This is a genomic window from Streptantibioticus rubrisoli (genome assembly GCF_024436055.1).
Classification (GTDB): domain Bacteria; phylum Actinomycetota; class Actinomycetes; order Streptomycetales; family Streptomycetaceae; genus Streptantibioticus_A; species Streptantibioticus_A rubrisoli.
Map to the genome: position 1 here is coordinate 1 of NZ_JANFNH010000016.1, position 22,574 is coordinate 22,574.

General features: G+C 69.0%; 19 protein-coding genes. 15 read left to right on the top strand and 4 right to left on the bottom strand.

Features of this window, described 5'->3' with window-relative positions:
* The first annotated feature begins 548 nt into the window (after nt 1-548).
* From NON19_RS15675 to NON19_RS15705, 7 genes are all read left to right on the top strand, one after another.
* The gene (locus tag NON19_RS15675; protein WP_255928514.1) at nt 549-1,250 is read left to right on the top strand and encodes an HAD family hydrolase; all 702 of its coding nucleotides are present in this window, start codon (nt 549-551) and stop codon (nt 1,248-1,250) included.
* Between the two features lie 388 nt (nt 1,251-1,638).
* Nucleotides 1,639-3,186 carry an ABC transporter substrate-binding protein gene (locus NON19_RS15680; RefSeq protein WP_255928516.1) on the top strand — a complete coding sequence of 516 codons (1,548 nt, stop codon included), beginning with the start codon at nt 1,639-1,641 and terminating at the stop codon, nt 3,184-3,186.
* Nucleotides 3,187-3,262: 76 nt separating this feature from the next.
* Nucleotides 3,263-4,294, top strand: a complete 1,032-nt coding sequence (locus NON19_RS15685; protein ID WP_255928518.1) for an ABC transporter permease — start codon at nt 3,263-3,265, stop codon at nt 4,292-4,294.
* On the top strand, nt 4,294-5,856 hold the full coding sequence (locus NON19_RS15690; protein WP_255928520.1) for an ABC transporter permease subunit: 1,563 nt from the start codon (nt 4,294-4,296) through the stop codon (nt 5,854-5,856). Before NON19_RS15685 ends, NON19_RS15690 begins: the two co-directional genes overlap by 1 nt.
* The gene (locus tag NON19_RS15695) at nt 5,853-6,947 is read left to right on the top strand and encodes an ABC transporter ATP-binding protein (protein WP_255928522.1); all 1,095 of its coding nucleotides are present in this window, start codon (nt 5,853-5,855) and stop codon (nt 6,945-6,947) included. The genes NON19_RS15690 and NON19_RS15695 overlap by 4 nt, the downstream gene beginning before the upstream one ends.
* On the top strand, nt 6,931-8,292 hold the full coding sequence (locus NON19_RS15700; RefSeq protein WP_255928524.1) for an oligopeptide/dipeptide ABC transporter ATP-binding protein: 1,362 nt from the start codon (nt 6,931-6,933) through the stop codon (nt 8,290-8,292). The genes NON19_RS15695 and NON19_RS15700 overlap by 17 nt, the downstream gene beginning before the upstream one ends.
* A gap of 98 nt (nt 8,293-8,390) precedes the next feature.
* On the top strand, nt 8,391-9,989 hold the full coding sequence (locus tag NON19_RS15705; protein ID WP_255928526.1) for an ABC transporter substrate-binding protein: 1,599 nt from the start codon (nt 8,391-8,393) through the stop codon (nt 9,987-9,989).
* 78 nt (nt 9,990-10,067) lie between these two features.
* Here the strand turns inward: NON19_RS15705 and NON19_RS15710 are convergent, their stop codons facing one another.
* Together NON19_RS15710 and NON19_RS15715 are read right to left on the bottom strand one after the other, a co-directional pair.
* Nucleotides 10,068-10,739 carry a response regulator gene (locus NON19_RS15710; RefSeq protein ID WP_255928528.1) on the bottom strand — a complete coding sequence of 224 codons (672 nt, stop codon included), beginning with the start codon at nt 10,737-10,739 and terminating at the stop codon, nt 10,068-10,070.
* Nucleotides 10,740-10,774: 35 nt separating this feature from the next.
* On the bottom strand, nt 10,775-11,665 hold the full coding sequence (locus NON19_RS15715; RefSeq protein WP_255928530.1) for a RecB family exonuclease: 891 nt from the start codon (nt 11,663-11,665) through the stop codon (nt 10,775-10,777).
* A gap of 126 nt (nt 11,666-11,791) precedes the next feature.
* Here NON19_RS15715 and NON19_RS15720 point away from each other — a divergent pair, with 126 nt between their 5' ends.
* The 3 genes from NON19_RS15720 to NON19_RS15730 all read left to right on the top strand — a co-directional run bounded on the left by NON19_RS15720 (nt 11,792) and on the right by NON19_RS15730 (nt 14,791).
* Entirely contained in the window at nt 11,792-13,018 is a 1,227-nt protein-coding gene (locus tag NON19_RS15720; protein WP_255928532.1) for a site-2 protease family protein, read from the top strand.
* 29 nt (nt 13,019-13,047) lie between these two features.
* On the top strand, nt 13,048-14,025 hold the full coding sequence (locus NON19_RS15725; protein WP_255928534.1) for a tRNA (adenine-N1)-methyltransferase: 978 nt from the start codon (nt 13,048-13,050) through the stop codon (nt 14,023-14,025).
* Nucleotides 14,026-14,242: 217 nt separating this feature from the next.
* Nucleotides 14,243-14,791: a hypothetical protein gene (locus NON19_RS15730; protein ID WP_255928536.1), complete on the top strand. Its 549-nt coding sequence runs from the start codon at nt 14,243-14,245 to the stop codon at nt 14,789-14,791.
* Nucleotides 14,792-14,817: 26 nt separating this feature from the next.
* On the opposite strand, the gene NON19_RS15735 is transcribed toward NON19_RS15730, so the two are convergent.
* On the bottom strand, nt 14,818-15,108 hold the full coding sequence (locus NON19_RS15735) for a ferredoxin (RefSeq protein WP_255928538.1): 291 nt from the start codon (nt 15,106-15,108) through the stop codon (nt 14,818-14,820).
* 240 nt (nt 15,109-15,348) lie between these two features.
* On the opposite strand from NON19_RS15735, the gene arc reads away from it, so the two are divergent.
* The 5 genes from arc (at nt 15,349) to prcA (ending at nt 21,047) form a co-directional block, all read left to right on the top strand.
* Entirely contained in the window at nt 15,349-17,115 is a 1,767-nt protein-coding gene (gene arc / locus NON19_RS15740) for a proteasome ATPase (protein WP_255928540.1), read from the top strand.
* Between the two features lie 211 nt (nt 17,116-17,326).
* Entirely contained in the window at nt 17,327-18,838 is a 1,512-nt protein-coding gene (dop, locus tag NON19_RS15745) for a depupylase/deamidase Dop (RefSeq protein WP_372514149.1), read from the top strand.
* Between the two features lie 188 nt (nt 18,839-19,026).
* Entirely contained in the window at nt 19,027-19,242 is a 216-nt protein-coding gene (locus NON19_RS15750; RefSeq protein WP_255928542.1) for a ubiquitin-like protein Pup, read from the top strand.
* Between the two features lie 150 nt (nt 19,243-19,392).
* Nucleotides 19,393-20,238, top strand: coding sequence for a proteasome subunit beta (gene prcB / locus NON19_RS15755; protein WP_255928544.1), 846 nt, complete (start codon nt 19,393-19,395; stop codon nt 20,236-20,238).
* A 50-nt stretch (nt 20,239-20,288) separates the two neighbouring features.
* The gene (gene prcA, locus NON19_RS15760; protein WP_255928546.1) at nt 20,289-21,047 is read left to right on the top strand and encodes a proteasome subunit alpha; all 759 of its coding nucleotides are present in this window, start codon (nt 20,289-20,291) and stop codon (nt 21,045-21,047) included.
* Nucleotides 21,048-21,439: 392 nt separating this feature from the next.
* Here the strand turns inward: prcA and NON19_RS15765 are convergent, their stop codons facing one another.
* A complete protein-coding gene (locus NON19_RS15765) occupies nt 21,440-22,525 on the bottom strand; it encodes a LacI family DNA-binding transcriptional regulator (protein WP_255928548.1) in 1,086 nt (361 codons plus the stop codon).
* Nucleotides 22,526-22,574: the final 49 nt, after the last annotated feature.

The following is a 22,574-nucleotide window of genomic DNA, read 5'->3' on the forward strand; positions in this document are numbered from 1 at the left end:
GCGTGGGCCATCAGGACCTCCGAGGTGAGTGAAGTCGGCAAACTCCACTACGCCCGGAGGTCCACCTCTTGATCAACAACCGTCGGCCACGTGTCACCAACCCCACGGCCGAGTACAGCTAGCGCGCTGAGCGCTTCGCTGGAAGCGCCGCGATATGCGGTCGCTCGGCTGCGGCACCGTCGTGGCTGGTCGCGCCCACGCGGCGGAGCCGCACATGAACACAGCCCCGCCCCCCTTCGGGGCGCCGCGGAACCGCGGCGGGCTTCGACCGACCTGCTCAACGGGCGGGGCGGCCTGCCCGGGGCTGGTGGGTTTGGCACCGCCGGGCCGAGGCACTGCGGTTGCTCGCCGCGGCGGGGGATGCGTCGCGGTGGCGGTGGGGGACCGGACGTGGCCCAGAGCGCGTTTCGGGGTGCTCACCTGGGGTTTCGCTGATCGCCATCGGCGAGATGCGCGCTTGATCCGCCAGGGTCGTAGAATGGACGATCCGGTAGAGGCCGGTCGCCGAGGCGACCGGCCTTTTCTTCCCGTACGGAGGTGCGACCCGGATGACCAGCAGCATCCCCGCCGTCACGGCCACGCGCGCCGGAGGCTCCGCCCTGCAGGCGGTGCTCCTCGACATGGACGGCACACTGGTGGACACCGAGGGATTCTGGTGGAAGGCGGAGTCCGAGGTCTTCGCCGAGCTCGGGCACGTACTGGACGAGTCGCACCGCCAGATCGTCATCGGCGGTCCGATGACCCGCAGCGTCAACCATCTGATCGACGTCACCGGCGTCAAGCTGACCCTCGCCGAGCTGTCCGTGCTGATCAACAAGCGGTTCGTCGAACTCATAAGCCACGGCGTGCCGTTGATGCCCGGGGCCCGACGGCTGCTCACCGAACTCGCCGCCCACCAGGTGCCCACCGCGCTGGTCTCCGCCTCGCACCGGCACATCATCGACACCGTGCTGCGCTCGCTCGGCCCGGAGAACTTCGCCCTGTCGGTCGCCGGTGACGAGGTCGAACACACCAAGCCGCACCCCGACCCGTACCTGCTGGCGGCCGCCGGACTGGGTGCGGACCCGGCCCGCTGCGTCGTCGTGGAGGACACCGCCACCGGCGTCGCCGCCGGTGAGGCGGCGGGCTGCCGGGTGGTCGCCGTACCGTCGCTGGTGCCGATCGCGCCGGGACCCGGCCGCACCATCGTGGGGTCACTCGAAGAGGTGGACCTGGCATTTCTGCGCTCTCTGGTTACGGCCGCGCACTGACCGTGCAAGTTCCCAGGCCCAGTAATTCGGCACGGGCCGCCATGGAAACTGTGGGCTGCCGAGCGCTTATTTTGCGTGACGAATGCGGTGGCCGAAATACCGCGCCCCAACCGGCGGTACGGTTCCGTGATACTTATCACATTCGCGCCCCGTCGACAGTCGGCGCGCCGTCTGATCCCAGCCCCTCCAGCGCGGTCCTTGTGTCCTGATTGGTCACGTCGAGAGAAGATCGCGCCAGTGTTCGGATATCGGGGCGCGGCGTGCCGTTATCAGGGCGTGATTTCGCCTCAACTGCACTGTGCCCTAGCGGATTGGAGGGTTCCCACTAGGGTCCTTGCTGGTCAATGCCGAATCAACCGATCGGCGTTTGAGCAAGGGGATTCACGAGATGTCACGTACGAAGCGTGTCGTCGCTGCCACCACCGTTGCCTTCCTGGCCATCGGTGTATCCGCATGCGGAGGCGACAAGGGATCAGCGTCCGGAAACAAGGCGATCGTGGTCGGCACCACCGAAACGGTGTCCTCACTCGACCCCGCGGGCGCGTATGACTACGGCTCCTGGGAGGTTCTCGACAACATCTTCCAGAAGGTGATGCACTTCCCAACCGGCGGCACCACGCCGCAGCCTGACGCGGCGAAGTCCTGCGACTTCACCGACCCGAAGACCTACTCCTGCACCCTCAAGCCGGGACTGGTCTTCTCCAACGGTGACAAACTCACCGCCAACGACGTGAAGTTCTCCTTCGACCGGATGGTCGGCATCAACACGCCCAACGGCCCGTCAAGCCTGCTGGCGAACCTGGACCACACCGAGACCAAGGGCGACGACCAGGTCATCTTCCACCTGAAGAACCCGGACGCCACCTTCCCGATGGTGCTGGCAACCGACGCCGGACTGATCGTGGACAGCAAGGTCTACCCCAAGGACAAGCTGCTCGACGGCACCAAGGTGGTCGGCTCCGGCCCGTACACGCTGGCGAAGTACTCCGCCAAGCAGTCGGCCGAGTTCGTGGCGAACAAGAGCTACAAGGGCCCGGACAAGCTGCAGAACCAGCAGTTCGTCATCCAGTACTTCTCCGACTCCTCGCCGCTGAAGCAGGCCATCCAGGCCGGTGACGTGGACGTGGCGTTCCGCACCTTCTCGCCCACTGACGTCAAGTCGATGCAGAGCGCCAGCGGTGTCCAGGTCGTCCAGGGCACCGGCACGGAGAAGCGGTACATCGTCTTCGACGCCAAGGTGAAGCCCGCCGACCAGAAGGCGGTCCGGCAGGCGATCGCCCAGGTCATCGACCGCGAGCAGATCGCCAAGGGCGTGTACAACGGCACAGTGGAGCCGCTGTACTCGATGGTGGGCAACGGCATCCAGGGCCAGACCCAGTCCTTCAAGGACAAGTACGGCGCGCCGGACAAGGACAAGGCCGCCAAGCTGCTGAAGGACGCCGGGATCAGCACCCCGGTCAACATCCAGTACTTCTACACCCCGAGCCACTACGGTCCCGCCTCCGCCGACGAGGCCACGACCATCAAGCGGCAGCTCGAAGCCACCGGCCTGTTCAAGGTCAACGTGCAGACCACCGAGTGGACGCAGTACCAGAAGGACGAGAAGGCCGACAACTACGCCTCGTACATGATCGGTTGGTTCCCGGACTTCCCGGACCCGGATGACGACGTGGCGCCGTTCCTGACCAAGCAGCCGTTCCTGGGGACCGGTTACCAGAACTCCCAGATCCAGGACGATCTGGCCAAGGAAGAAGGCTCCACCGACCAGAACACCCGCAACCAGGCCCTGGCCGACATCCAGAAGAGCGAGGCCGAGGACGCGCCGATCATCCCGGTCTGGCAGGGCAAGCAGACCGCCATCGTCCGCACCGGCGTCAAGGGGACCGACAAGGCCCTCGACCCGTCGATGTTCCGCTTCTACGAACTCAGCAAGTAGCGGCATGTGACGTCGGCCGACCCGTGGCAACCGCCAGGGGTCGGCCCCGTCGCCCGGTGAAAGAAAGACGTCCCCTATGAGCAAGCAGTCCGGGTCGCTGCGCCGCTACATCCTCACCAGGATCGCGCTCGCGGTACCCATGGTCTTCATCTTGCTGGTTCTGGTCTTCGTCATGATGCGGGTCGCGCCAGGTGACCCCATCGCGGCGTCCCAGGGCGGCAAGCTCTCGGCCGTCGAACTCGCCGCCCGCAGGCACGCGGCGGGCTTCGACAGGCCCTTGTACGTGCAGTTCTGGGAGTACCTGAAGTCGGTCGGCACCCTGAACTTCGGCACCACCTTCTCCGACAACCTCAGTGTCCGCGACGTCATCATCCAGCGCGGCGGCGCCACCCTCTCGCTCAGCCTCGGCGCCCTGCTCGTCGCCATCGTGATCGGTGTGCCGGTCGGGCTGCTGGCCGGTCGCTTCCGCGACCGCGGCATCGATGTCACCGGACGGTTGTTCGCCATCGTCACCTACGCCGCCCCCGCGTTCGTACTGGGTCTGCTGGCCCAACTCGCCTTCGGAGCCAACGGGTTGGGCCTGCTGCCCACCTCGGGCCAGTCGTCGCTGCTGGTCGGCCTGAACGTACCGACCACCACCCACATCCTGATCCTCGACGCGGCCATCGCCGGTGACTGGAGCGCGGTCGGCGACATCGCCCAGCACCTGGTACTGCCCTCGGTCACGCTCGGCCTGATCATCGTGGGCGTGTTCATCCGCATGATCCGGGTCAACGTGATCCAGACGCTCCAGGGCGACTACGTGGAGGCGGCCCGCGCCCGCGGCATCAAGGAGACCGCGGTGGTCACCCGGCACGCCTTCCGCAACGCGCTGGTGCCCGTGGTCACCGTGCTCGGCCTCCAGGTGGCGATGCTGCTCGGTGGTTCGGTACTGACCGAGAAGACCTTCAACTGGCCTGGTATCGGGCAGGCGTTGATCACCTACATCAACGCGCGCGACTACGCGGCGGTACAGGGCATTGTCACCGTCTTCGCCCTGGTGGTCGTGGTGATCTCCATGCTCATCGACTTCGTGAACGCACTGATCGACCCGAGGGTGCGGTACTGATGACCCAGACAGCCCTGCTTCCGCCCACGAACGCGGACGAGGTGGCCAAGGCCACCGTCAAACCGGGCCGACTGCGCGGTCTGCGCCGCACCTTCGCGCCCGTCGCCCAGGCCCAAGGCATGCCCAAGTTCATGCTCTGGGCCGGGCTCGTGATCTCCGGACTGTTCGTGCTGGTGGCGCTTCTCGCGCCGCTGATCGCACCGTACGGGTTCGCCCAGTACCAGTCCGGTGGCAAGCCGTTCCCCAAGCAGGGGGCGCCCAGCGGTGACCACCTGTTCGGCACCACCGTGCAGAGCCTGGACGTGCTCTCGCGCACCATCTACGGCGCGCGCACCGCGCTTGAGGTGATGGTGCTCGCCGTCATCTTCTCGCTCATCCTCGGCGTGCTGCTCGGCCTGCTCGCCGGGTACTTCGGCGGCTGGCTCGACCGGATCCTGGTACTGGTGATGGACGCCCTGTTCGCCTTCCCGTACCTGCTGTTGGCGATCGTCGCCGGATTCGTCTTCTCCGGTGTGGTCGGCGGCGGTGTGGTCACCGCGGCGCTGTCCATCACCGTGGTCTACATCCCGCAGTACTTCCGGGTGGTGCGCTCCTCGGCGCTGTCCGCCCGTGAGGCGCTGTACGTGGAGGCGGCGCGGGCGATGGGCGCCAAGCCGTCCGTGGTGATCCGCAAGTACCTGTTCGGCAACGTGGTGCAGTCCGTGCCGGTCATCACCACCATGAACGCGGCCGACGCGATCTCGACCCTCGCGGGTCTCGGCTTCCTGGGACTGGGCATCCAGCCCACCGAGGCCGCCGAGTGGGGTTACGACCTGCAGCGCGCCATCGACGACGTCAACGCGGGCATGTGGTGGACCGCGCTGTTCCCGGGCATCGCCATGATCCTGGCGATCCTCGGCTTCACGCTGGTCGGCGAGGGCCTCAACGACACTCTCAACTCCTCGCTGCGCAAGCGGCGTATCACTCGCGTGATCCTGCCGCCTCGCACGGGCAGCCGCCGCGTCGTCCCGTCCTCCAAGGCCCCGCAGGCGTCGGAGACGGCCACTGAGGAGCCCCCGAAGGCGAAGCGGGACGCCACCGAGGCGAAGCCCGACGGCGAGGCCAAGCAAGACGCCGCGCCGCAGCCGGAGGCCGAAGCCACACCGGAGCCGGAGGCCAAGGCCAAGCCGGAGGCCGAGCCCGAAGCGGAGGCCGAGCCCGAGGCGAAGCCGGAGGCCAAGCCCGAAGCGGAGTCAGAACCAGAGCCCGAGGCGAAGCCGGAGCCCGAGCCCCAGGTCGCGGCGGATGCCGCAGCCGCACCGGGCGCTGAAGTGGAGTCCGAGCCCAAGTCGGACGCCGACGCGAAGCCCAAGGCGAGGCCGAAGGCCAAGCCCAAGCCGAAGGCCAAGCGGCAGCCCAAGCCGGAGCCCACGTCCGAGCCGGACGCCGATCCTCAGCCGGAGGCTGACGCGAAGCCCGAGCCCGAGGCCACCCCGGACGCCGAAGCCACCCCGGCCCCCGTGCCGGATGGCGAGCCCGTGCCGGTCGGGGAGTCCGACGAGACCCCGAAGGAGGGTCGATGACCACCACAGATGCGGCCGCCCCGGCCGTGCCCGCCGCGGATGACGCCCGCGAACCCGTGCTGTCGGTGCGCGACATGCGCGTCTGGTACGGGACCGAGCGCGGCCCGGTTCGCGCTGTCGACGGCGTCAGCTTCGACGTACGCCCGGGGGAGACCCTCGGTCTGGTCGGCGAGTCCGGTTGTGGCAAGTCCACCCTCGGCCGCGGCGTGCTGGGCCTGACCCCGCCCGGTTCCGCCGTCGACGGCGAAGTGCTGCTGCGCGGTACCAACCTCGTCGAACTCACGCCCAAGGAACTGCAGAAGCGGCGCGGCCCCGAACTCGGGCTGATCTTCCAGGAGCCGATGACCCGGCTCAATCCGCTGATGAAGATCTCCGAACAGTTCGAAGAGACCCTGCGCACCCACGAAAAGGGCCTGTCCAAGCAGGAGATCCGCGAGCGCTCACTGGAAGCGCTGCGTGGAATGGGCATTCCGCCCAGCCGTTACGAGAACTACCCGCATGAGTTCTCCGGCGGTATGCGCCAGCGCATCATGATCGCCCTGGCGCTGGTGCTGCGCCCGGCGTTCGTGGTGGCCGACGAGCCGACCACCGCGCTCGACGTCCTGGTGGAAGCGCAGATCATCAAAATTCTCGCCGACCTCCGGAAGAACTTTGACACCGCCTTGGTTCTCATCACGCACAATCTAGGTATTGTCGCGGAGGCGTGCGACCGGGTCGCGGTGATGTACGCGGGGCACATCGTCGAACAGGGCGATTCCCGTGAGGTGTTCGCCAACCCGCAGCACCCCTACACCAAGGAGCTGCTCCGCTCCACCATCTCGCTGTCCACCACGGGACTGCACTACATTCCGGGCAGTCCGCCGGACCTCGGCAACCCTCCCGAGGGCTGCCGGTTCCACCCGCGGTGCCCGGTGGCGATGCGTGGCTGCGCGGTCGTGGAGCCGCCCGAGGTGCGGTTGCGGTCGGGCGTGCGCAGCACCTGCTGGCACCAGGCGATCGAGGTGGACCCCTCGCTGGCCGACGAGTTGGGAACGGACGGGCGCGAGCCGCTCGCCGCGGTGAAGGAGATCAGCGTTGCCGACGAAGCCTGACACGGACGCCGCGACCGTCGCCATGGACAAGCGTGCCGAGGATCCCGTCGAGCCCGAGACGCTCGTCGAGATCGAGAACCTCGAAGTCCACTTCGGTCTGCGCGGTGGTCTCCTCAGCCGGATGACCGGGCGCGGCGCCGGAGCGGTCAAGGCGGTCGACGGAGTCAACCTCACCCTGCGCAAGGGCGAGGTGCTCGGTCTGGTCGGCGAGTCCGGCTCCGGCAAGACCACGCTGGGCCGCACCCTGCTCGGCCTCAACTCCCCGACCTCGGGCGCCATCCGGTACCGCGGCGAGGACATCGCCCAGTACGGCGAGCGGCAACTGCGGCCGCTGCGCCGCAAGTTGCAGATGGTCTTCCAGGACCCGCACGCCTCGCTCAACCCGGCCATGGACATCCGTACCGCGGTCGGCCATCCGCTGATCATCCACAACCTCGTCCAGGATGAGGCGGATTACGAGGCCAAGGTGGTCGATGCCCTGGAACGGGTGGGTTTGACGCCGCCCGAGCGTTATCTCACCAAGTATCCATCCGACCTGTCCGGCGGCCAGAAGCAGCGTGCCGTGCTGGCCAGGGCGATCATCGCCGAGCCCGAACTGCTCGTCGCCGACGAGCCGATCTCGATGCTCGACATGAGCGTGCGCGCCAAGATCCTGCAGTTGATGCTGGACCTCAAGCGCGACCTGGACCTGACGTACGTCTACGTCACCCACGACCTGGCGAGCGCGAAGTTCTTCTGCGACAACATCGCGATCATGTACCTGGGCCGGATCGTGGAGTACGGGCCCACGGAGGAGGTCTTCGCCGACCCCAAACACCCTTACACCAAGGCGCTGTTGGCGGCGATCCCGGAGCCGGACCCGAACAAGGCCGTGCCGCGTGACCTGCCGCGTGGCGAGATCCCCGACGCGGCCCGCCCGCCGCTCGGCTGCTCCTTCCACCCCCGGTGCCCGGTGGCGCTGGCGGGCTGCGGCTGGGAGGCGCGCGACCTGCGCGCGCTGCTGGAGCGGCGCTGGCTGGAGATGCCGGTCGAGGAGTACGCGAAGGAGAAGGCGCTCTTCGCCGACCTCACCGCGCTCGGCGAACCGGAGGTCACCCGGCTGTCCATCGCACCCGGGCGTGGGCACACCCAGGAAGAGGTGCTGGAATACCTCCGGAACCTTCGCGAAGAGGGTTCCGCCGCGCAGCCGCGCGAGCCGTTCTGGAGCGGCGTGGTGGCCATGCAGGCCGAGGGGGGCCACGTCGTGCTGGAGTTCGAACAGTCGCGGGATCCGCGGCTGCGGCTGCTGCCGGAGACCGGGGTGCAGGTAGCCTGCCATCTCTACGACGGCACCGGTGACGAGTAACAACAGGACATGACGTAGAAATCGGGGGAGCGGGTGGCGCAGGCGTAGCGCCACCCGCAGCTATGAACTACCAGCGCCGAATAGGGAGACCAACGAGGATGAATCGCAAGCTACTGGTGCTGCCGGCTGTGGTGGGCCTGATCGCGCCCGCCCTCGCCGCGTGCGGTGGATCCAGCGGCAACAGTGGAGGCGGCGGCGATGCCATCGTCGTGGGCACTACGGACCGGATCGAAGCCACCAAGGACACTCCGGCTCCGCTCGACCCGGCGGCCGCGTACGACGTCGCCGCGTGGACGGTGCTGCGCAACACCTTCCAGACACTGCTGAGCTACCCCCGCACCGGCACCGACCCGGTACCGGAGGCCGCCGAGCGCTGCGGCTTCACCGACCAGCTCAGCGAGACCTACCGGTGCACCATGCACACCGGGCTGCAGTTCTCCAACGGGGACCCGCTGACCGCCGCCGACGTGAAGTTCTCGGTGGACCGCATGCTGGCGATCCGCGACCCCAACGGTCCCTCCGGGCTGCTGGACAACGTCGACAAGGTGGAGACGCCGACCGACTCGACGGTGGTGTTCCACCTCAAGTCCCCGGACGCCACCTTCCCGTTCAAGCTGGCCACCCCGGCCGCTTCGATCGTGGACAGCAAGGTCTACCCGGCCGACAAGGTCTACGCGGGCACCCAGGTGCTCGGCTCCGGCCCCTACACGCTGTCCTCGTTCGACTCCAACAACGAGGCGGTGTTCCAGAAGAACCCGCACTACAAGGGCAACGCCAAGCTCAACAACAGCAAGATAGAGCTGAAGTTCTACAAGACCTCCAGCGACATGGAGGCCGCGCTCAAGGCCGGTCACATCGACGTGATGAACCGCAGTATGACGCCGGAGGAGATCGCCGGGCTGAGCAACGGCGGCGCGCAGAACATCAACCTGGTCGAGGCGCCGGGCACGGAAATCCGCTACCTGGTGTTCAACACCAACGACTCAACGGTGCGCAACTCGGCGGTCCGCAAGGCGGTCGCCCAGATCGTGGACCGCGCCGCGCTGGTGCGCGACGTGTACGCGCGCACCTCGCAGCCCCTGTACTCGATGGTCCCGCAGGGCATCACCGGGCACACCAACTCGTTCTTCAACATCTACAACAACCCGAACGTCTCGGCCGCCCGTAGCATCCTGGAGAAGGCGGGCGTCAGCACCCCGGTGTCGCTGACCCTGAGCTACACCACGGACCACTACGGCGAGTCCACCGCCAAGGAGTTCACCGAGCTGAAGAACCAGCTCGAGGCCAGCGGGCTGTTCAAGGTGACGCTGCAGGGCGTGCCGTGGTCGCAGTTCCGCCCGGCCGAGCGCAAGGGCCAGTACCAGGTGTACGGGATGGGCTGGTTCCCGGACTTCCCGGACCCGGACAGCTACATCGGCCCGTTCTTCGGCAAGGACAACTTCCTTGGCAGCCCCTACCGCAACGACGCCATCGAGTCGCAGCTGCTGCCGCAGACCCGTACCGTCGCCGAGCGCAGCACCGCGGTGAACGCCTTCCAGAAGATCCAGGACAACATCGCCCAGGATGTCCCGTTCCTACCGCTGTGGCAGGGCAAGCAGTACCTGGCCGCGCAGTCCCAGATCACCGGCACCGAGTGGGCGATGAACGCCTCCTCGGAGCTCCAGTACTGGGAGCTGGGCAAGGGCGTCAAGGGCTGATCCGCGCAACACGGCGAGGGGGCCGGGGCGTTTCGCCCCGGCCCCCTCTCGGCTTCACCGGATCACCGCTTCACCGGATCACTGCGCGCCCGGTCGCACCAGGCCGCTCTCGTAGGCGTACACCGCGGCCTGCACACGGTCGCGCAGCCCCAACTTGGTCAGCACATGGCCGACATGGGTCTTGACGGTGGTCTCACTGACGAACAACTCGGCCGCGATCTCCGCGTTGGACAGCCCGCGGGCCACCAGCTTGAGCACCTCGACCTCGCGCTCGGTGAGCGTGTTCAGCGCCGGAGGCACCGTTTCCTCACCGGACGGCAGATGCCCGGCGTACTTGTCCAGCAGGCGCCGGGTGATGCTCGGCGCCAGCATCGCCTCACCGGCCGCCACCACCCGGATCGCCTGCACCAGTTCGTCCGCCGGGGCGTCCTTGAGCAGGAAGCCGCTGGCGCCCGCGCGCAGCGCCTCCACCACGTACTCGTCCAGGTCGAAGGTGGTCAGCACCAGCACCTTGGCCGGACCGTCCCGGCCGGGCCCGGTGATCTGCCGGGTCGCCTCGACGCCGTCCATGCGCGGCATGCGGATGTCCATCAGGACCACGTCGGGCTGCAGGGCGCGCACCTGCTCCAGCGCCTGCAGGCCGTCCCCGGCCTCGCCGACCACGGCCAGGTCCTGCTCCGCCTCCAGAATCATCCGGAATCCGGTGCGCAGCAGCGGCTGGTCGTCGACCAGCAGGACGCGGATCGCCACGTGATCTCCTAACGGTAGGCCGCCCCCATTCTTCCCTACGCCCGCTCTTCGGCGCCGGGCGGCCGCCGCATGGTGGGCAGCGGATAGACCGGGGGAGTGCCGCCGAACGCCGGGCACACCGGCTGGTGGTCGCACCAGTCGCACAGCCTGCTCGGCCGCGGCCGCCAGTCCCCGGACTCGGTGGCGCGCTGGATCGCCTCCCACAGCGCGAGCAGCTTGCGCTCCACCCCCCGCAGCTCCTCCGCCGTCGGATCGCAGGTCACCACATCGCCGCTGCCCAGGTAGACAAGCTGCAGCCGACGCGGCACCACACCGTGCAACCGCCACAGCACCAGCGCGTAGAACTTCATCTGGAACAGCGCGTCCGCCGCGTACTCCGCCCGCGGCGCCTTGCCGGTCTTGTAGTCCACCACCCGCAGATCACCGCTGGGCGCCACGTCCAGCCGGTCCACATAGCCGCGCAGCACCAGACCGGACTCCAGCGCCGTCTCCACGTACAGCTCGCGCTCCGCGGGCTCCAGGCGCGTCGGGTCCTCCAGCGAGAACCACCGGTCCACCAGCCGCTCGGCGCTTTCCAGCCACCGGGCCAACCGCTCCGCCCCCGGCCCCGCCTCGTCGTCGGCGAACAGCTCCGCCAGCTCCGGTTTCTGCGCCAGCAGCCGCTCCCACTCCACCGGCACCATCGCCCGCGCCCGCACCGCCGTGCGCTCCGCGCGGGGCGCGTCGAAGAGCCGCTCCAGCACGGCGTGCACCACCGTGCCCCGGGTGGCTGCCTCGCTGGGCTTCTCCGGCAGCTTGTCGATCACCCGGAACCGGTACCGCAGCGGGCACTGCATGAAGTCCGCCGCCCGCGACGGCGAGAGCGACGAAGGGGGCGCTGGCGTGGCGCACGGCACGGCCGAGCCGCCCTCGGGAGTGCTGGTCATGGCACACGACCCTACGGGTTGCCACTGACAACCGTCCGCCACTCGTCGTTACCATCGACGGCACGTACCTCCGCACCGCATGATCGGTCATCATCGGTCAGGAGGATCCGGCGATCGAGGGGACGCATGAACACGAGCGGGCAGCCGCAGTCCGGCACCGGGGGAGCGGCTCCCGGGGGCGGAGGCAACGGCAAACGGCCGCGGGAGTCCGGCGGCGGAATCCTGATGGGCCGACCGTTCGGCGTCCCGGTCTATGTGGCGCCCAGTTGGTTCCTGGTCGCCGCGCTGATCACCTGGGTCTTCGGCGGGCAACTCGACCGCGTGCTGCCGGAGCTCGGCGCCGCCCGCTACCTGGTCTCGTTGTTCTTCGCCGTCGCCTTCTACGCCTCGGTGTTGGTGCACGAGTTGGCGCACACGGTCGCCGCGCTGCGCTTCAAGTTGCCGGTGCGGCGCATCCAGTTGCAGTTCTTCGGCGGAGTCTCCGAGATCGAGAAGGACTCCGACACCCCGGGGCGGGAGTTCGTCCTGGCCTTCGTCGGGCCGTTGCTGTCCCTGGTGCTGGCCGGGCTGTTCTACCTCGGCATGCGCGGGGTCCAGCCGGACACGGTGCCCGGTGTGCTGCTGGCCGGACTGATGGTCAGCAACCTGATCGTGGCCGCCTTCAACCTGCTGCCCGGCCTTCCGCTGGACGGCGGCCGGATGCTGCGGGCGGTGGTGTGGAAGATCAGCGGCAAGCCGATGACCGGTACCGTCGCCGCCGCCTGGACCGGCCGGGCGCTCGCCGTCGCGGTACTGGTCGGGCTGCCGCTGCTCAGCTACGCGGGCGGGGTCAGCGAGTCCAGCACCGGCGCCGACTCGCTCACCGACGCCCTGCTCGCCGCGATCCTGGCGGCCATCATCTGGACTGGCGCCGGTAACAGCCTGCGCATCGCCCGGCTGCGCGAACGGCTCCCCGAGCTGCGCGCCCGCTCGCTGACCCGCCGGGCGGTCCCGGTGGCCGCCGAGACCCCGCTGTCCGAGGCGCTGCGCCGCGCTGACGAGGCGGGCGCCCGCGCCCTGGTGGTGGTCGACGCCGCGGGGGAGGCCACCGGACTGGTCCGGGAGGCCGCCGTCGTCGGCATCCCCGAGCACCGCCGCCCCTGGGTCGCGGTCAGCGGGGTGACCCAGGAACTGCGGCCCGGAATGCGGGTCCGCGCCGACCTGTTCGGCGAGGACCTGCTGGAGACGCTGCGCGCCACCCCCGCCACCGAGTACCTGGTCGTGGAGCCCAGCGGCGAGATCTACGGCGTGCTGTCCACCGCGGACGTGGAGCGGGCCTTCGTCGCGGCCATGGCCCAGCCCTCCCGGGCATGACCCCCTCAGACCTCGGATACCCTGGTCACATGTCCGAACCGACCGGTGCCGCCCGCCGTCGCGGGCCCTTCCAGGTCGGGGACCAGGTTCAGCTCACCGACCCCAAGGGACGCCACCACACCTTCACGCTCGAAGCCGGGAAGAGCTTCCACACCCACAAGGGTTCCTTCCCGCACGACGAGCTGATCGGCGCTCCCGAGGGCACTGTTGTGCGTACCACGGGGAACATCGCGTATCTCGCGCTGCGTCCCCTGCTCCCCGACTACGTCCTGTCCATGCCCCGCGGCGCCGCCGTGGTCTACCCCAAGGACGCGGGCCAGATCCTGTCCATGGCCGACATCTTCCCCGGCGCGCGCGTCGTCGAGGCGGGCGTCGGTTCCGGCTCGCTCAGCTGCTTCCTGCTGCGCGCCGTCGGCGACCAGGGCATGCTGCACAGCTACGAGCGGCGAGCCGACTTCGCCGAGATCGCCGCGGAGAACGTCCGCCGCTACTTCGGCGGCGAGCACCCGGCCTGGCAGCTGACCGTCGGCGACCTCCAGGACAACCTGTCCGACACCGACGTCGACCGCGTCATCCTGGACATGCTCGCGCCCTGGGAGTGCCTGGAGGCCGTCTCCAAGGCGCTGGTGCCCGGCGGCATGCTCTGCGCGTACGTCGCCACCACCACGCAGCTCGCCCGCACCGTGGAGGCGATCCGCGAGCACGGCACGTTCAACGAGCCGACCGCGTGGGAGACGATGGTCCGCACCTGGCACATCGAGGGCCTCGCGGTCCGTCCGGACCACCGGATGATCGGCCACACCGGCTTCCTGCTGACCGCCCGTCGCCTCGCCGACGGCGTCGAGCCGCCGATGCGCCGCCGCCGCCCGGCCAAGGGCGCGTACGGCGAGGACTACGCGGGATGGGGCGGCAAGGACGCCGCGAAGGTCGCATCGCGGGGCGCCGGGAAGGACGCGGCGTCGGACGGCGAAAGGGACGCGGCCCCCGGCAGCGGCGGCGCGGCCTAGCCGCCGCCCCCGTAACGAAGCCGCAGCACCCCCAACTACCAAGCGCCGCCGTCGAGTTCCCCCTCAGCAGGGGAACCGGCGGCGGCGCCCTTTCGTTTGCCGCAACAGGGGGCCAAAAAACCGGGACCCGATGTTCCGCCTCCCTGTGACGTATGGCACGATGCTGGCCACCGCCAAACGATCAAGCCGCTCGGCTCAAGCCCCAGGAGACAGCCGCGTGCAGCCCTCGGCAGGTCAGGACCTCCCGCACACGCGTACCCACCCGGCCCACTGGCTCGCCACCGGTGTGGCCATAGCCGCCGTCGTCGGGCTCGCCGCCCTGGTCCGCCCGGCGGGCGCCGCGGCGACGGGTGCCCGGAGCGCGCCTGACGCGGCCGCCGCGCACTATCCGGTCAACTGCGGTGGCGGGCCGGTGGACGTGGTCGCCAGGGCGTCCGGTGACATAGAGGGCGACGGGCGCGCGGACACCGTCGCGGTGGTGCGCTGCCACACCGACTTCGGCACCCCGCCCAGCGGCGTGTACGTGCTCTCCGCCGGTACGTCACCAGGAGCGCCGCCCAAGGTGGTGGCGACGCTGGTGGATCCGGCGCGCAAACTCAGCGTGCGGGACCTCTATGTGACCGGTCGTACCGTCAGCGCGACGCTGCTCGGCTACTCGTCGGACACGGTGCCGCGTTGCTGTCCGGACCTGCGGCGGGAGTTCGGCTGGCACTGGCACGACGGGCGGTTCACCGCGGTGCCCGGTCCGCATGCGGGGAGTGTCTGAACCGTCACCGCCCGCCGGGCGAACCGCTACTGAGCGTCCGGCCCGTACATCTCGACGCCGTCGCGGACCCGGCGTACGTGGATGCACTCGCCGGGGCACTCCTTCACCGAGTCCACCACGTCGTTCAGCAGCGGCAGCGGAACCGGAACCGTCGCCCCCGCCTCGGTGCGCAACTCGTCGTCATCGCCCTTGACGTAGGCAAGGCCGTCGATGTCGAGCTCGAAGACCTCGGGCGCGTACTGCGCGCAGATCCCGTCGCCGGTGCACAGGTCCTGGTCGATCCAGACTTCCAGCGCCTCGCCGACTGCGTCGCTCACGGGTACCTCGCCTGCCGTTCGTCCATCGGGAAGTAACAGCCCCTGGCGGCTGTTGACCGAAACGACGATACAACCGGTCGCTTTCCGATGTCGTTGGGTGGGTATCTCCCTGGCGTGGGGACGTGCGCAAGGGTGAAGATCGGACACACCCCGACCGGGTTTGTGATCTAGGGGTTTCAACCCCCACCGGCCCAGGTAGGGTCTGAAAGCGTCCAGCTCCCCCTGGAGGAGGTGAGGACCGTGGCAGCCCACGACGACGACATCAACCGTGGCAACCGGCCCGCACGGGGTTCGGAGGACCCCGCGAGCCAGGTGGCCTTTCTTGAGCAGGAGATCGCCGTCCTGCGCCGCAAGCTCGCCGACTCTCCGCGTCACACGAGGATTCTCGAGGAGCGGATCGTCGAGCTGCAGACCAACCTGGCGGGTGTGTCCGCACAGAACGAACGGCTTGCCAACACCCTTCGTGAGGCCCGCGACCAGATCGTGGCCCTCAAGGAGGAAGTGGACCGGCTCGCCCAGCCGCCTGCCGGATTCGGTGTGTTCCTGCAGGCCAACGAAGACGGTACGGCGGACATCTTCACCGGCGGCCGCAAGTTGCGGGTGAACGTGAGCCCGACCGTCGAGCTCGATGAACTCCAGCGCGGACAGGAGCTCATGCTCAACGAGGCGCTCAACGTGGTTTCGGCCATGGAGTTCGAGCGCGTCGGTGAGATCGTCACCCTCAAGGAGATCCTTGAGGACGGCGAGCGGGCCCTGGTGATAGGGCACACCGACGAGGAGAAGGTGGTCCGGCTCGCCGAGCCGCTGCTCGACGTCAACATCCGTGCCGGTGACGCACTGCTGCTTGAGCCCCGGTCCGGTTATGTCTACGAGGTCGTGCCCAAGAGCGAGGTCGAGGAACTCGTCCTCGAAGAAGTGCCGGACATCGACTACAACAAGATCGGCGGACTGGGGAACCAGATCGAGTTGATCCGCGACGCGGTCGAACTCCCCTACCTGTACCCGGACCTGTTTAAGGAACACGAACTGCGCCCGCCCAAGGGCGTGCTGCTCTACGGCCCTCCCGGTTGCGGCAAGACGCTCATCGCCAAGGCGGTGGCCAACTCCCTTGCCAAGAAGGTCGCCGAGGTCACCGGACAGCCCGCGGGCAAGAGCTACTTCCTGAACATCAAGGGCCCGGAACTGCTCAACAAGTACGTCGGTGAGACCGAGCGGCACATCCGCCTGGTCTTCCAACGGGCCCGTGAGAAGGCCAGCGAGGGCACCCCGGTCATCGTCTTCTTCGACGAGATGGAGTCGCTGTTCCGCACCCGCGGATCCGGCGTCAGCTCGGACGTGGAGAACACCATCGTCCCGCAGCTGCTCGCCGAGATCGACGGTGTGGAGGGGCTGGAGAACGTCATCGTCATCGGCGCCTCCAACCGCGAGGACATGATCGACCCGGCCATCCTGCGCCCCGGCCGCCTCGATGTGAAGATCAAGATCGAGCGTCCGGACGCGGAGGCGGCCAAGGACATCTTCTCCAAGTACCTGACGGACACCCTGCCGCTGCACGCCGAGGACCTCGCCGAACACGGCGGCTCGCCGGAGGCGACGGTCGGCGCGATGATCCAGTCCGTGGTCGAGCGGATGTACGCCGAGACGGAGGAGAACCGCTTCCTCGAGGTCACCTACGCCAACGGCGACAAGGAGGTCCTGTACTTCAAGGACTTCAACTCCGGTGCCATGATCCAGAACATCGTGGACCGGGCCAAGAAGATGGCGATCAAGGACTTCCTCGACCACAACCAGAAGGGCATCCGCGTCTCCCACCTGCTCTCGGCCTGCGTGGACGAGTTCAAGGAGAACGAGGACCTGCCCAACACCACCAACCCGGACGACTGGGCCCGGATCTCCGGAAAGAAGGGCGAGCGCATCGTCTTCATCCGGACGCTTGTCACCGGCAAGCAGGGCGCCGACACCGGCCGCTCGATCGACACCGTGGCCAACACCGGGCAGTACCTGTAGGACGGCAGCCGGCTGCGGGTACCGGAACTCCGGTACCCGCAGCCGGACGCTTTTCCCGGGGCTGCCGGCGGGCGCCATCCGCAGCGCACCAGACGTCCGGAAGCCGAGGAATGACTGTGATGATCTCCCCACCGCCGCCGCCGCGTTCTACGCTCGTCGGTACCGCGCCACACGGTGCCGCCGATGGGCGGACCCGGGCAAGGAGGGCCGCATGACCGTACGGCGAGTAATGGGCATCGAGACGGAGTACGGGATCTCCGTCCCCGGCCACCCGAACGCCAATGCCATGCTCACCTCGTCCCAGATCGTCAACGCCTACGCGGCGGCGATGCACCGGGCCCGCCGCGCCCGCTGGGACTTCGAGGAGGAGAACCCGCTGCGCGACGCCCGCGGGTTCGACCTGGCACGCGAGTCGGCCGACTCCAGCCAGCTCACGGACGAGGACATCGGCCTGGCCAACGTGATCCTCACCAACGGGGCCAGGCTCTACGTGGACCACGCCCACCCCGAGTACAGCGCCCCGGAGGTGACCAATCCGCGGGACGCGGTGCTGTGGGACAAGGCGGGGGAGCGGATCATGGCCGAGGCGGCCGAGCGGGCCGCCCAGTTGCCCGGGGCGCAGCCGATCCACCTGTACAAGAACAACACCGACAACAAGGGCGCGTCCTACGGCACCCACGAGAACTACCTGATGAAGCGGGAGACCCCGTTCTCGGACATCGTGCGGCACCTGACGCCCTTCTTCGTCTCCCGGCAGGTCGTCACCGGCGCGGGCCGGGTCGGTATCGGCCAGGACGGCGGTGAGCACGGTTTCCAGATCAGCCAGCGGGCCGACTACTTCGAGGTCGAGGTGGGCCTGGAGACCACGCTCAAGCGCCCCATCATCAACACCCGGGACGAGCCGCACGCCGACGCGGAGAAGTACCGCCGACTGCACGTGATCATCGGCGACGCCAACCTCTCCGAGATCTCGACCTACCTCAAGCTGGGCACCACCGCGCTGGTCCTGTCCATGATCGAGGACGGCTTCATCGCCGTGGACCTCGCGGTGGACCAGCCGGTGCGCACCTTGCACCAGGTCTCTCACGACCCCACGCTGCGACGGCTGATCACGCTGCGCAACGGCCGCACGCTGACCGCCGTGCAGTTGCAGATGGAGTACTACGAGCTGGCCCGCAAGTACGTCGAGGACCGCTACGGTGCCGACGCCGACGAGCAGACCAGGGACGTGCTCACCCGCTGGGAGGACGTCCTGGGACGGCTGGAGACCGACCCGATGAGCCTGTCCGGCGAGCTGGACTGGGTCGCCAAGCGCGAGCTGCTGGAGGGCTACCGCAGGCGGGACGGCATCGACTGGGACGCGGCCCGGCTGCACCTGGTCGACCTCCAGTACGCCGACGTACGCCCCGACAAGGGCCTGTACAACCGCCTGGTGGCTCGCGGGCGGATGACGCGGCTGCTGGACGAGGCGGCGGTCTCCAGGGCCCGTATCAAGCCTCCGGAGGACACCAGGGCCTACTTCCGCGGCCGCTGCCTGGAGCAGTACGCGGACGACGTGGCCGCCGCCTCGTGGGACTCGGTCATCTTCGACCTGCCCGGGCGTGACTCGCTGCAGCGGGTGCCGACCCTGGAGCCGCTGCGCGGCACGCGCAACCACGTCAAGGAACTGCTGGACCGCTGCCGTACCGCGGAAGACCTGGTGCGGGTGTTGTCCGGCGGCTGAAACCGCGCCGTTGCGGGAATCATCCGGGTGGCTCCCGGACGTTGAACCAGGGGAAGCACAGGATCTAGGGTCCGCGAGCTCCGCGAGTTCCGCGAGATCACCGGAGAACAGGGCCGATGTCAGACCCGGCTTGTAGGGTCTGATCTTGTAGGACATGCAACCGAGCGGGCGATCGGGGTGAGGTGTACATGGCTACCAAGGACACCGGCGGGCAGCAGAAGGCCACGCGTTCCACCGAGGAGGTCGAGGAGACCGCCCCGGAGGCGCAGTCTTCCGATGACCTCAAGGAGCGCCAGGAGAAGCTCTCGGACGACGTGGACTCCGTCCTGGACGAGATCGACGACGTCCTCGAAGAGAACGCCGAGGACTTCGTTCGTTCGTTCGTACAAAAGGGCGGCCAGTAGCCGCTCTGCGTCCGTCCCGCTCCGGTGCCCAGGTTCCGGAGGCGGGACGGATGACTGGCACGGCCAGGGGTAAGGTCCGTGGCAAGTGATCGAAACCGGCCGCTCCCCGGGGAGAGGGAGACGGTTCGCAGTCATCGTGGAAGGAAACGTGTGGAAGCCAATACTCGTAGTACCGGGCGTCTGCCGGCGGCCTTCCTGACGCCTGGTTCGTCGTCCTTCATGGACTTCCTCGGCGAGCACGCGCCGGAACTGCTGCCCGGCAACCGGACGTTGCCGCCCGTGCAAGGCGCGCTGGAGATCCCGCACGGGACGACGATCGTGGCGGCCGCGTTCCCCGGCGGTGTGGTGCTCGCCGGTGACCGTCGGGCGACGATGGGCAACGTCATCGCCCAGCGCGACATCGAGAAGGTCTTCCCGGCCGACGAGTACTCCGCGGTGGGCATCGCCGGAACCGCGGGCCTGGCCGTCGAGATGGTCAAACTGTTCCAACTGGAGCTGGAGCACTACGAGAAGATCGAGGGCGCCGCGCTCTCCCTGGAGGGCAAGGCGAACCGGCTGTCCACGATGATCCGCGGCAACCTGGGCATGGCCATGCAGGGCCTGGCGGTGGTGCCGCTGTTCGCCGGGTACGACACCGACCGGGAGAAGGGCCGGATCTTCTCCTACGACGTGACCGGCGGTCGCTCGGAGGAGCAGGGCTTCGCGGCCACCGGTTCCGGTTCGGTCTTCGCCCGCGGCTCGCTGAAGAAGCTCTACCGCAAGGACCTGACGGAGCAGCAGGCCATCACCGCGGTCGTACAGTCGCTGTACGACGCGGCCGACGACGACTCGGCGACCGGTGGCCCGGACATCGCCCGGCAGATCTACCCGATCGTCACCGTCATCACCGACGAGGGCTTCCGGCGGCTGACGGAGGCCGAGGCATCGGAGACCGCCCGGGCCGTCCACGAGCGGCGCCTCGAGGAGCCGGACGGCCCCCGCGCCGCGCTTCTGTAACGGTCGGATCCGGGATACTTCCCGCACAGACAGAAAGGGACGGATAGCCGGTGTCGACGCCGTTCTACGTCTCACCCCAGCAGGCCATGGCGGATCGCGCCGAGTACGCCCGCAAGGGCATCGCGCGCGGTCGCAGCGTCGTTGTGCTGCAGTACACCGACGGAATCCTCTTCGTCGCCGAGAACCCGTCCCGCGCGCTGCACAAGGTCAGCGAGATCTACGACCGCATCGCCTTCGCCGCGGTCGGCAAGTACAACGAGTTCGAGAACCTGCGGATCGGCGGCGTCCGTTACGCCGATCTGCGCGGTTACACCTATCACCGCGAGGATGTGACCGCTCGCGGTCTGGCCAACGTCTACGCCCAGACGCTGGGCACCATCTTCTCCAGCGCGGCGGAGAAGCCGTACGAGGTGGAACTCATCGTCGCCGAGGTCGGCTCGGCGCCGGAAGAGGACCAGATCTACCGGCTGCCGCACGACGGCTCGATCGTCGACGAGCACGGTGCGGTCGCGGTCGGCGGCAACTCCGACCAGATCGGCAGCTACCTCGACCAGCGGCACCGCGACGAGATGACGCTCGGCGAGGCGCTGCGGCTGGCGGTGGAGTCGCTCAGCCGGGACAACAACGGCGGTGAACGGCAGCTCACCGCCGAGCAGTTGGAGGTCGCGGTTCTCGACCGCACCCGTCCCCAACAGCGCAAGTTCCGCCGCGTTCTGGGCCGTCAGCTGACGCGTCTGCTGTCGGCCGAATCCTCGGCAGAGGGAGCGGCCGAGGGCGCCGAGCCGTCGGAGACGGAAACGGAGGAGTAGGCCCGCGCGCCTTCCCCGTGCCTGGGGGCGCTCGGCTTTCCGGCGCGCTTCGGTCTTCGGCGCCGGGGTCGCGGCTGCGGGGGTCGCGGCTCCGCGGCCGGAGGCCCTGGCGCGTGCCGCGGTACCGTCGGGCTACCCTGTCGCGGCGGAGTGGCTGCGGGGGAGCGCCCAGAAAACCCAGGCATGGCTTGGGGGTTGGGCGTGGATCGGAGGGTGAGGGTGCTGCCCCGGGGGCCCGGGGGCCGGGGGCCGGGGGGCTTCGCCCCGAAGGGACCGCCGCGACGGCCGGAAACGCTCGCGGTGGAGCCCGCCGGTTGCCGAACTCCCTCAGTCCGCAGGCGGTTGAGAGTCCGTCCCGGAAAAGGACGTGGGCTACGCGTGGTTGGCGCCCCTCAACCCTCCGCCGGAGCGGTCGTTGTGCCGCGGATCGTCAGGTGGACGGGGAGGACGTCAGCGGGTTCCGGCGCGTGCCCGTCCAAGGCTGCCAGCAGGGCGGCCATGCCTCGCGCGCCGACCTCGTCGGCGGGCAGTCGGACCGTGGTGAGTTCCGGCTCCACCGCCGTGGCCAGCGCCAGATCGTCGAAGCCGGTGACCGACACGTCCTCCGGCACCCGCAGCCCCAGCCGTCGTACCGCCTTGCACGCGCCCGCGGCCAGCAGGTCGTCGTCGCAGACCAGCGCGGTCGGCCGGGGCCCGGGCGCGGTCAGTGCCCGCCGGGCCGCCTGCAAACCCTGCTCGACGCTCAGCCCGGCGGGCTCCCGGCCCCCCACCGCACCCGAAAGCCCACGGACAGCCGCGTCGAACGCGTCCCGCCGTACCTGGAACGTCCAGGAGTCCACCGCCGCCGCGATGTGCGTGATCCGCCGGTGGCCCAGCGCGACCAGATGGTCCACCACCTGCCGCATGCCGTCCGCGAGGTCGAGGTTGACGGTGGCCGCGGCGCCCGCCGCCCCGGGCTCGCTGTCCAGCATCACCAGCGGCAGTCCGGCCGTTCCGGCCGCCGGATCGCCGCTGATCGCGTCCAGTGCCTCGACCGCCATCGAAGAGGCGATCACCCCGTCCAGCGCCGCCCGTGCGGAAGAGAACGGATCGGGCGCCGGACCCACCCCCTCCGGCGACGGGTAGAGCACCACGCCGAACCCGTTGCGCGCCGCGACCCGCGCCGCGCCGGTGTAGACCCGGGCGAAGTAGTCGTTGGTGAGCGCGGGCACCACCAGCAGCGCGGTCCTGGTCCGGCCGAGCCGTAGGTTGCGGGCGGCGAGATTCGGCCGGTATCCGAGCTCGGCGGCGGCCGACCGCACCGCCTGCGCGGTGCGCTGCGAAACCCGGCCGCGCCACTTGTCGCCCAGCACCAGGGACACCGTGGCCTGGGAGACGCCAGCGGCACGTGCGACATCCCGAGAGGTCGGACGGTCCGTTCCGGTCACCGGTTGTGGTCCCTTCTGCGTCCCGCGGCTGGACCCGCGGCCGAGCGCCATGCTACGTATGACGGGTAAGTTATACGTAACACCATCGAGGGCGGAGGGA

Bases quoted from the DNA above. Each gene is read 5' to 3' on its own strand.
- NON19_RS15675 (WP_255928514.1), top strand. From the start codon at position 549: ATGACCAGCAGCATCCCCGCCGTCACGGCCACGCGCGCCGGAGGCTCC.
- NON19_RS15680 (WP_255928516.1), top strand. From the start codon at position 1,639: ATGTCACGTACGAAGCGTGTCGTCGCTGCCACCACCGTTGCCTTCCTG.
- NON19_RS15685 (WP_255928518.1), top strand. From the start codon at position 3,263: ATGAGCAAGCAGTCCGGGTCGCTGCGCCGCTACATCCTCACCAGGATC.
- NON19_RS15690 (WP_255928520.1), top strand. From the start codon at position 4,294: ATGACCCAGACAGCCCTGCTTCCGCCCACGAACGCGGACGAGGTGGCC.
- NON19_RS15695 (WP_255928522.1), top strand. From the start codon at position 5,853: ATGACCACCACAGATGCGGCCGCCCCGGCCGTGCCCGCCGCGGATGAC.
- NON19_RS15705 (WP_255928526.1), top strand. From the start codon at position 8,391: ATGAATCGCAAGCTACTGGTGCTGCCGGCTGTGGTGGGCCTGATCGCG.
- NON19_RS15715 (WP_255928530.1), bottom strand. From the start codon at position 11,665: ATGACCAGCACTCCCGAGGGCGGCTCGGCCGTGCCGTGCGCCACGCCA.
- NON19_RS15720 (WP_255928532.1), top strand. From the start codon at position 11,792: ATGAACACGAGCGGGCAGCCGCAGTCCGGCACCGGGGGAGCGGCTCCC.
- NON19_RS15725 (WP_255928534.1), top strand. From the start codon at position 13,048: ATGTCCGAACCGACCGGTGCCGCCCGCCGTCGCGGGCCCTTCCAGGTC.
- dop (WP_372514149.1), top strand. From the start codon at position 17,327: ATGACCGTACGGCGAGTAATGGGCATCGAGACGGAGTACGGGATCTCC.
- NON19_RS15750 (WP_255928542.1), top strand. From the start codon at position 19,027: ATGGCTACCAAGGACACCGGCGGGCAGCAGAAGGCCACGCGTTCCACC.
- NON19_RS15765 (WP_255928548.1), bottom strand. From the start codon at position 22,525: ATGGCGCTCGGCCGCGGGTCCAGCCGCGGGACGCAGAAGGGACCACAA.